The organism is Nonomuraea phyllanthi (assembly GCF_006334985.2).
Taxonomy (GTDB): Bacteria; Actinomycetota; Actinomycetes; order Streptosporangiales; family Streptosporangiaceae; genus Nonomuraea; species Nonomuraea phyllanthi.
In genome coordinates, this window is record NZ_VDLX02000035.1 from 39,872 (window position 1) to 48,780 (window position 8,909).

12 protein-coding genes are annotated in these 8,909 nt (G+C 74.5%); 9 read left to right on the top strand and 3 right to left on the bottom strand.

Going from position 1 to position 8,909, the window contains the following annotated elements:
* The first annotated feature begins 5 nt into the window (after positions 1-5).
* From FH608_RS49030 to FH608_RS49055, 6 genes are read left to right on the top strand one after another with little or no spacing between them, the layout of a single operon-like run.
* A complete protein-coding gene (locus tag FH608_RS49030; protein ID WP_139638092.1) occupies positions 6-1,460 on the top strand; it encodes an AMP-binding protein in 1,455 nt (484 codons plus the stop codon).
* 1 nt (position 1,461) lies between these two features.
* Entirely contained in the window at positions 1,462-2,619 is a 1,158-nt protein-coding gene (locus FH608_RS49035) for a thiolase family protein (RefSeq protein ID WP_139638093.1), read from the top strand.
* Positions 2,616-3,290, top strand: a complete 675-nt coding sequence (locus FH608_RS49040) for an energy-coupling factor ABC transporter ATP-binding protein (RefSeq protein ID WP_139638094.1) — start codon at positions 2,616-2,618, stop codon at positions 3,288-3,290. Before FH608_RS49035 ends, FH608_RS49040 begins: the two co-directional genes overlap by 4 nt.
* On the top strand, positions 3,287-3,901 hold the full coding sequence (locus FH608_RS49045; protein ID WP_226900587.1) for an energy-coupling factor transporter transmembrane component T family protein: 615 nt from the start codon (positions 3,287-3,289) through the stop codon (positions 3,899-3,901). The genes FH608_RS49040 and FH608_RS49045 overlap by 4 nt, the downstream gene beginning before the upstream one ends.
* A gap of 53 nt (positions 3,902-3,954) precedes the next feature.
* Positions 3,955-4,299 carry an ArsR/SmtB family transcription factor gene (locus tag FH608_RS49050; RefSeq protein WP_139638095.1) on the top strand — a complete coding sequence of 115 codons (345 nt, stop codon included), beginning with the start codon at positions 3,955-3,957 and terminating at the stop codon, positions 4,297-4,299.
* Complete coding sequence (locus FH608_RS49055) at positions 4,299-4,913, top strand: SRPBCC family protein (RefSeq protein WP_226900588.1); 615 nt, start codon at positions 4,299-4,301, stop codon at positions 4,911-4,913. Before FH608_RS49050 ends, FH608_RS49055 begins: the two co-directional genes overlap by 1 nt.
* Before the next feature lie 29 nt (positions 4,914-4,942).
* Here FH608_RS49055 and FH608_RS49060 read toward each other — a convergent pair whose 3' ends face one another.
* Together FH608_RS49060 and FH608_RS49065 are read right to left on the bottom strand one after the other, a co-directional pair.
* A complete protein-coding gene (locus tag FH608_RS49060) occupies positions 4,943-5,476 on the bottom strand; it encodes a Clp protease N-terminal domain-containing protein (RefSeq protein WP_139638096.1) in 534 nt (177 codons plus the stop codon).
* Between the two features lie 4 nt (positions 5,477-5,480).
* Complete coding sequence (locus FH608_RS49065; protein ID WP_139638097.1) at positions 5,481-5,696, bottom strand: helix-turn-helix domain-containing protein; 216 nt, start codon at positions 5,694-5,696, stop codon at positions 5,481-5,483.
* A gap of 200 nt (positions 5,697-5,896) precedes the next feature.
* On the opposite strand from FH608_RS49065, the gene FH608_RS49070 reads away from it, so the two are divergent.
* On the top strand, positions 5,897-6,568 hold the full coding sequence (locus tag FH608_RS49070; RefSeq protein ID WP_139638098.1) for a metal-dependent transcriptional regulator: 672 nt from the start codon (positions 5,897-5,899) through the stop codon (positions 6,566-6,568).
* A gap of 1 nt (position 6,569) precedes the next feature.
* Here the strand turns inward: FH608_RS49070 and FH608_RS49075 are convergent, their stop codons facing one another.
* Positions 6,570-7,442, bottom strand: a complete 873-nt coding sequence (locus tag FH608_RS49075) for an alpha/beta fold hydrolase (protein WP_139638099.1) — start codon at positions 7,440-7,442, stop codon at positions 6,570-6,572.
* Between the two features lie 85 nt (positions 7,443-7,527).
* Here FH608_RS49075 and FH608_RS49080 point away from each other — a divergent pair, with 85 nt between their 5' ends.
* Positions 7,528-8,094: a CGNR zinc finger domain-containing protein gene (locus FH608_RS49080; RefSeq protein ID WP_139638100.1), complete on the top strand. Its 567-nt coding sequence runs from the start codon at positions 7,528-7,530 to the stop codon at positions 8,092-8,094.
* 102 nt (positions 8,095-8,196) lie between these two features.
* The gene (locus tag FH608_RS49085; protein ID WP_139638101.1) at positions 8,197-8,634 is read left to right on the top strand and encodes an iron chaperone; all 438 of its coding nucleotides are present in this window, start codon (positions 8,197-8,199) and stop codon (positions 8,632-8,634) included.
* The last annotated feature ends 275 nt before the right edge of the window (positions 8,635-8,909 follow it).

The window sequence follows — 8,909 nt, forward strand, 5'->3', positions numbered from 1 at the left end:
TTCCGATGCCGACAGCCGAACACGTGATGCGGCACGCCGCCGAGCGCCCCTCGCGCCTGGCGGTGTGCGGCCCGAAGGCCCGGCTCACCTACGCCGAGCTCGCCGACCGCGTCCAGGGCGCCGCCCGCCACCTGCTCGGGCGCGGGGCCGGGCCTGGCACGCTGGTCGCGATCGGGCTGCGCGACCCGGTGGCGCTGCTGACCGCCGCGCTGGCGGCGGACCTGGCGGGCGCGACGCCGCTGGTGGGCGACCCCTCCTGGAGCCGCGCGCGGTGGTCGCGCCTGCTCACCCCCGAGACCGCGGACGCGGAAACGCCGGCCGCCGACGTGAGCGCGCCGCCGCCCGCTACGGACACCGTGCTCGACGTGCCGGCGCCGTTCGCGGCGGGCCTCGTCGTGGACGTGCCGCTGCCGTACGCGTCCGGCCCCCCGGTGTGGCACGAGCCGAAACCGCAGGACCTGGCGTGGGCGTGCGTCACCTCCGGCAGCACGGGCCGGCCGCGCGCCATCGTCCGCAGCCGGGCCTCCTGGACGGACTCGTTCGAGCACCTGAGCGAGCTGGCCGGGATCGGCCGCGACGACGTCGTCCTGGTGCCCGGCCCGCTGGTGTCCAGCCTGTACGCCTTCGCCGCCGTGCACGCCCTGGCCACCGGCGCGACGGCGCTGCTGCCCGGCCGCCGCCCCTCCACCGCGCAGGCGGCCGGCGCCACCGTCGTGCACCTGGTGCCGCACCTGCTGCCCGACCTGCTGGCGCGCGCGGGCAGTCTGCGCGCGGCCGTGGTGGGCGGCGCGGCGCTCGGCCCCGGCCCGCGCGAGCAGGCCGCCCGCGCCGGGGTGCGCGTCATGTCGTACTACGGGGCGACGGAGCTGTCGTTCGTGGCCGCGGACATCGACGGGGGCGGGCTGCGCCCTTTTCCGGGTGTCGAGATCGAGGTGCGTCTCCCGGGCGCGGAGGAGCGGCGGGCGCCGCTCGGCGAGGTGTGGGTGCGCTCGCCGTGGCTGGCCGAGGGCTACCTGGGCGACGCGGCCGGGCCGCTGCGCCGCGACGGCGACGGCTGGGTGAGCGTGGGTGACGTGGCGGAGCCGTACCGGAGCGGAGGGGCGCTGCGGGTGCGCGGCCGCGGCGACGGCGCGATCCAGACCGGCGGCGCCACCGTCGTGCCCGAGGACGTCGAGGAGGTGCTCAGGAAGGTGCCCGGCGTGGCGGACGTCGTGGTGGTCGGCACGCCGCACCCGTCGCTGGGCGCGGTGGTGACGGCGGTCGTCGAAGCGGAGCAGGCCGCGCCGCCGCCGCGCGCGCTGCTGGAGGCGGCGGCCAGGGACGGGCTGGACGCGGCGCAGCGCCCGCGCCGCTGGCACGCGGTGCCGAGCATGCCGCGCACCCCGGCGGGCAAACCGGCCCGCGCGCTGATCGCGGCCCGCCTGGCGGACGGCGACCCGCTCATCAGGCGGCTGGCCTGACATGGGCGAATTCACATCGCGGCCGGACGAGCCGGTCGTCGTGGCGGCGCGGCGCACGCCCATCGGCACCGCCGGGCACGCGTACAAGGACCTGACCGTCGACCGCCTCGCCGCGCCGGTGATCGCGGCGGTGGCGGGCGAGCTGGCGGGCCGGCGGGTCGACGACGTGGTGCTCGGCAACTGCATGGGGCCGGGCGGCAACGTGGCCAGGGTGTCGGCGCTGGCGGCGGGCCTGCCCGAGGAGGTGCCCGGCCTGACGGTGGACCGGCAGTGCGGCAGCGGGCTGGCCGCGATCCTGGTCGCCGCCCAGGCCGTACGCGCGGGGGAGATGGACCTGGTGATCGCCGGAGGGGCGGAGAGCGCCTCGACCGCGCCGCTGCGTACCCACCCCGGAGCTGACCAGCCGTACCCCAGAGCGCCGTTCACCCCCGGCGGGCGGCCCGATCCCGACATGGGGCCGGCGGCCGAGGCGCTGGCGGCGGCGCGCGGCATCGGCCGCGAGCGCCAGGACGACTACGCCCGCCTCAGCCACGCCAGGGCGCTGGCCGCCCGTGAGGCGGGCCGGTTCGAGCAGGAGATCGTCCCGATCGGCGGGCGCCGCGACGACCAGCGGCCCAGGCCGCTGCGGGCCGCGTCGCTGGCCCGGCTGCCGGCGGCGTTCGTGCCGGGCGGTACAGTGACGGCCGGTAATTCCTCCCCGGTCAGCGACGGTGCGGCGGCGGTGGCCCTGGTGCCCGAGCGGCTGCGTGCCGGGCTGCCGGGGATGCGGTTGGTGTCCGGGGCGGTCGTCGGGTGCGATCCCGAGCTGCCCGGCTGGGGCCCCGTGCCGGCGGTGCGGCGGGTGCTGGCGCGTGCGGGGGTGGAGTTGGAACGGGTGGCGGCGGTGGAGATCGTGGAGGCGTTCGCGGCACAGGTGCTGGCCGTCACCGACGCGCTCGGGCTCGACGCGCTCGACGGGCGCGTGTGCGCCGACGGCGGCGCGCTGGCTCTGGGGCATCCGTGGGGGGCGAGCGGCGCGGTCGTGGTGACGCGGCTGTTCAGCCGGCTGGTACGCGCGGACGCCCCGCCGGGGACGCTGGGCCTGGCCGCGGCCGCGGTCGGCGGCGGGCTCGGCGTGGCCGCGCTGTTCGAGGTGGTCGCTCCCGGCGGTGGATCGTGATCGAGTTCGCCGACGTGCACGTCAGCTTCGGCGAGCGCGAAGTGCTGCGCGGCGTCACGGCCACGCTGTCCGAGCACCGCGTCGGCGTGATCGGCGCCAACGGCTCGGGCAAGAGCACGCTCGCCCGCCTGGTCAACGGCCTGGCCCTGCCGACCTCGGGCACCGTCACGGTGCTCGGCCTCGACACCCGCCGCCAGGGGGCGAAGATCCGGCGCGGGGTCGGGTTCCTGTTCACCGACCCGGACGCGCAGATCGTGATGCCCACGGTGGCCGAGGACGTCGCCTTCTCGCTGCGCCGCAAGGGGCTGGCGCGCGAGGAGGTCGAGCGGCGGGTGCGCGAGGTGCTCGACAGGTACGGCCTGACCGGGCACGCCGACCACCCCGCCCACCACCTGTCGGGCGGCCAGAAGCAGCTGCTGGCCCTGTGCTCGGTGATGGTGCTGGAGCCGGACATCCTGGTCATGGACGAGCCGACCACGCTGCTCGACCTGCGCCACTCCCGGCAGGTGGCCGAGCTGCTGCGCGGCATGCCGCAGCAGGTGCTGGTGGTCAGCCATGACCTTCCGCTGCTGACGGACTTCGACCGGGTGCTGGTGATCGACCAGGGGCGGATCGTCGCCGACGGCGGCCCGGATGAGGCGATCGGCCACTACCGCAAGATGATGGCATGACCGGCATGGACATCCTGACCGGCGCCTACGTCCACGGCTCCTCGCCGCTGCACCGGCTGCCGCCCGCGGCCAAGCTGGGCCTGCTGGCGCTGGCCTGCACGGGGCTGGTGCTGCTGGGCTCGCCGCTGGCGCTGGCCGGGGCGGCGGTCGTGGTGGCGGGCCTGTACGCGGTGTCGAGGGTAGGGGTGGCGGCGGCGTGGGCGCAGATCAGGCCGGTGCGGTGGTTCGCGGTGGCGCTGTTCGCCATGCAGTGGGCCTTCGTCGGCCTGGAGGGCGCGGTTTCCACCACCTTGCGGGTGGTGCTGGCGGTGGCGCTCGCCGGGCTGGTCACGCTGACCACCCGCACCTCGGACATGATGGCGGCGCTGGAGCGCCTGCTGTCACCGGCCAGGTTCGTGGGGCTGGACCCGTTCCGGCTGTCGCTGCTGCTGTCGCTGACGATACGCAGCGTGCCGGTGGTGGCGGCGCTGGCCACCCGCGTACGCGAGGCGCAGCGGGCCAGGGGCGTCGAGCGCAGCCTGCGGGCCTTCGCGGTGCCGCTGGTCGTCAGCTCGCTGCGGCACGCCGACGCGCTCGGCGAGGCGCTGAGCGCCCGCGGCCTGGACGACTGACCCCGCTATCCTCAGCGTTGACTTATATAAGTCTATCCTGAAATACTCTGGTGGTGCACGCATTCGACGTCCTCGGCGATCCGGTCCGAAGGCGCATCCTGGAGCTGCTGGCAGGCGGCGAGCAGAGCTCGGGCGAGCTCACCGCCGTCATCCAGCGCGAGTTCGGCATCTCCCAGCCCGCCGTCTCCCAGCACCTGCGGGTGCTGCGCGACAACGGCTTCGCCAGCGTACGCGCCCAGGGCACGCGGCGGCTGTACGCCGTCGAGCCCGGGCCGCTGAAGGAGGTCGATCTCTGGCTGGAACGCTTTCGCGGCTTCTGGACCCAACGGCTGGACGCGCTGGCGACGGAGCTGGCCCGCGGCAAACGCGAGCGCCGCATGAACGAGAAGGACACCTGATGGACATGGTCGAGGAGCTCCTGCGAGCTCAGCGCGAGCTGAAGGACGGCGAGATCAAGACGCTGGAGCTGCGCCGCCACTACGACGCCGAGATCGAGGACGTGTGGCAGGCCTGCACCGACGCCGACCGGCTCGCGCGCTGGTTCCTGCCGGTGAGCGGGGACCTGCGGGTCGGGGGGACGTACCAGCTGCAGGGCAACGCGGGCGGCGAGATCCTGCAGTGCGAGCCGCCCCGCCTGCTGAAGGTCAGCTGGCTGTTCGGCGAGAACCCCGGCTTCTCTGAGGTCGAGGTGCGCCTGTCGGCCAAGGACGGCGGCACCCTGTTCGAGCTGCGGCACAGCGCCGTGGTGCCGCCCGAGATGTGGTCGGGCTACGGCCCCGGCGCGACCGGCGTGGGCTGGGACCTGGCGCTGCTCGGGCTCGGCCTGCACCTGGCGGGCGGCGAGAAGGTCGACGAGGAGACCTTCCACCTGACCGCCGAGGGCCGCCGCGTCATCACGACCAGCAGCCGGGCCTGGGGCGAGGCCCACCTGGCCGCGGGCGCCCCGGCCGACCAGGTCGCCGCCGCCGTCGCCGCCACCACCGCCTTCTACGCCCCCGAGCCGGAGAGCTGACCCGGCCGGAGAGCTGACCCGGCTGGAGGCTACGCGGACCGGCGAGCCACGGGCATCCCCAGCTCCTGCACCAGATCGCGCAGGTCGACGCCGAGGTCGGAGAGGACACGGGCGGTGCCGTTGGCACCGTCGGCCAGCAGGCCCCACATCAGGTGCTCGCCGGTGACCGGGCCGGGCCGCCACAGGGCCACCTCGACGACCTTGCGGGCGTGCATGGCCAGGGGGAGCTGGCCGAGCGGCCCGTACAGCATGACGCGGAGCGGGCGCACCCGGGAGCGGCGCAGCCGCCAGGCCGCCGGATCGTCGGCGCCGGCGCGGGTGCGGCGGCGGACGACGTCGACGTCGATGCCGAGCGTGGAGAGCAGCGCGCCGGTGTCACCGGCGCCCACGCGCTCGCGCACGGCGGCGGCGGTCGCGGTGAACGACCGCAGCGTGAACGGCCGGGTCTCGGCCAGTGCGAGCAGCATGAGGTCGGTCTCCAGCGTCGGCCGTCCGGCGTCGAGCGCGAGGATTCCGGCCCTGATCACGGCCTTGCGGGCTTCTTCGGTGAACCTGGCGAACACGCGGCTATCCCTTCGTCCGGCGGGCGTGCTTGCGGTGGACTGTCTGGCGCCGGACGCCCAGCGCGTCGGCGATGCGCTCCCAGGACCAGCCCTGGGAGCGGGCGTTCGAGACGTGCATGGCCTCCAGCTCCTCCAGCAGGGCCCGAAGCGCGGCCACCGCCGCGAGACCCGCGCCGGGATCGCGGTCGGCGGCCGCCTCGGCGAGCTCGGTAGCTTCCATGGCTGTCAGCATATGCTGACACTCGTGGCCGTGCAACGGGGACTACTCCTGGCGTCGTAGTACGACCTGCCCTTGGTCCCGGGGTGGTAGCGGCAGATCACTCCGCCCGAGGGACGCCGCCTGGGCGTCGGCTGGACGACGATGGCGGGGCGGGGGCAGCGGTGGAGGCCCGGCGGGGAACGCGAGGAAGGACGTGGGCGATGCACGGGTTGGTCCATCCGACGGAGATGTATCTCCGGACCCTGTTCGAGCTGGAGGAGGAGGGGATCGTGCCCCTGCGGGCGCGGATCGTCGAACGGCTCCGGCAGAGCGGGCCGACCGTCTCGCAGACCGTGGCCCGGATGCAGCGCGACGGCCTGGTGCGGGTGGGCGATGACCGGCGCCTGGAGATGACCGAGCCCGGCCGCCGCTGGGCCGTACGGGTGATGCGCAAGCATCGCCTGGCCGAGTGCTTCCTGGCGGAGGTGGTCGGCCTTCGGTGGGAGGAGGTCCACGTCGAGGCCTCCCGCTGGCAGCACGTGATGTCGGACGCGGTGGAGAGCCGGCTGGTGGAGGTCCTCGGCCACCCCGCCACGTGCCCGCACGGCGGTCCCATCCCGTCACTGGAGCAGGACGGCGCCGCCCCCGAGCCGGTGCTGACGATGACGGACGCCGCCGGTGTCGGGGAGAGCACGGTCCTGGTCGTGAGGATCGGCGAGCAGGTGCAGAACGACCCTGCGGTCCTGCTGCGCCTCAAACGCGCCGGGATCCGGCCCGCCCGCGAGGTCACGGTCGCGGCGGCCGACGGCGGCGTCCGGGTGACGGGCGAGGAGGACGCGACGTTCCCGTACGCCATCAGCGACCACATCTTCCTGACACCGCCCACCCTCTGACCTACCGGGGGTCCCCGAGCCGGTCCAGGAAGCCGGCGATGAGCGGGGCCATCTCCGGCAGGTGCTCCTCCAGCGCGAAGTGGCCGGTGTCGAACAGGTGCAGCTCCGCGTCCGGCAGGTCGCGCAGGAAGGCGCGGGCGCCGGGTTCGGGGAAGAACGGGTCGTTGCCGCCCCAGATGATGAGGGCGGGCGGGGTGTGCTCGCGCAGCCAGGCCTGCCACCGGCCGTAGCGCTCGACGTTGGAGCGGTAGTCGAAGGCCAGCGCCACCTGGGCCTCCTTGCGGCCGGGCAGGTCGAGGAAGTGCTGGTCGAGCGTCCAGCCGTCCGGGGCGATCAGGGCGGGGTCGGCGACGCCGCTCTCGTACTGGCCGCGCGTGCCCGCCAGGGTGAGCAGGTCGCGGATCGTCTCCTCGGCGCCGGGCCGGCCGGGGCGCAGGGCGACGAAGTCGCGGGCGGCGTCCGACAGCCCTTCGGTGTAGGCGTTGCCGTTCTGGACGATCAGGCCCGCGATCCACTCCGGGTGCCGCTCGGCGAGGCGGAAGCCGACCGGCGCGCCGAAGTCGAACACGTACATGACGAACCCGGTCAGGCCGAGCTCCCGCACGAACCCCTCGGTGACGTCGGCGAGCCGGTCGAAGGAGTAGGTGAAGCCGGGCGGGGCCTCGGTGTGGCCGAAGCCGGGGTAGTCGGGGGCGATCAGCCGGTAGCGCGAGCCGAGCGCGTCGATGAGGCGGCGGAACTGGTGCGAGGCCGAGGGAAAGCCGTGCAGGAGGAGCAGCACCGCCGCGTCCTGCCGCTCGGGCAGCGACTCGCGGTAGAAGACGCGGACGCCTTCGACGTCGAGGTGACGGTGGGCGACGCGAGGAACCGGCATGTCTAACGCCTTTCACTGGAGAAGAGGCATTAGATATAACGAGAGCCTGCCTAATGTGTCAATCGCTAGATGTACCATTAGGAGCATGAGCGACCTCGTTGCGCTGACCGGGGAGCCCCTGGCGCTGGACCTCCTCAACACCCGCCCGGCCGCCGGCGACCTGCTGGCCACCGCCCACGACCTGCGGGCCTGGCTGGAGCTTCAGGCCGAGCGCTTCCCCGAGGCGCGGGACCTCGCCGCCGCCGAACTGGGCGCCGCCGACCTGGCCGCCGTGCACGCCGTACGCGACCGCACCGCCCGCGCCCTCGACCACGCCCGCCACGGCCGCCGGCCCCAGGCCGACGACCTCGACGCCCTCAACCAGGCCCAGCGGGCCGCACCCGCCGTCGCCGAGCTGGCCTGGGACGGCGCGGCGGTGACCACCACCCGCCGGCGCACCGGCCCTCCCGGAGCGCGGCTGGCGGCGTGGCTCGCGGAGGCGGCGGCCGAGCTGCTGGCCGACCCGGCGGTGACCAGGATCCGGCAGTGCGAGGCCGACGACTGCGTGCTGCTGTTCCTGCCCGCCCATCCGCGCCGCCGCTGGTGCTCGGCCGCTCGCTGCGGCAATCGCGTCCGCGTCGCCCGCCACTACCAGCGCCACAAACCCGCCTGAGCCCCATGCGCCGAGGATCCCCTCGCATTGTCATCGCATAGCGGACGTATCAATCCTGCTGAATACGCTCGTCCCATACCGAAGCGATGAAGGAGAAACGCGATGACCAGCACATATGAGGGGTTCACGGCCGAGGAGCGGGCCGCGATGAAGGACCACGCCAAGGAGCTGAAGAAGTCGGCCCGCCACAACCCGGCGGACAAGGCGGCGGAGGCGGAGCGGGACGTGCTCGCCAAGATCGCCGAGATGCAGGACAAGGACCGCGTCCTGGCCGAGCGCGTCCACGCCATCGTCACCGCCGGTGCCCCGGCCCTCGCGCCCAGGCTCTGGTACGGGATGCCCGCCTACGCGCTCGACGGCAAGATCGTCTGCCACTTCCAGAGCGCCGCCAAGTTCAAGACCCGCTACGCCACCCTCGGGTTCAGCGACCGGGCGAACCTGGACGAGGGCACGATGTGGCCGGCCGCCTACGCCCTGACCGAGGTGACGCCGGAGGTGGAGGCGCAGATCAGCGCGCTGGTCAAGCAGGCGCTGAGCTGACCCGTCCCGTGCCGGCCCTGCTGCGGGCCGGCACCTGGGATGCGGCGCGGGGCAGCGATGTGCGGAAACGCCGGTGTCGGCCGCCCACCACCGCAGGCGGCCGACACCGGCGGGGACGGGGTCAGGCCAGGATGCGGGGGTAGCCGGACCAGCCGTGGCCGACTTCGCGGGGGTCGCTGCCGGTGTAGGGCTGGCCGTTGTCGCGGACGATGTTGTTGCTGTAGAGCTTCATGGTGCCGTTGGCGTCGACGGCGAGGAGATCGGTGTATCCGTCG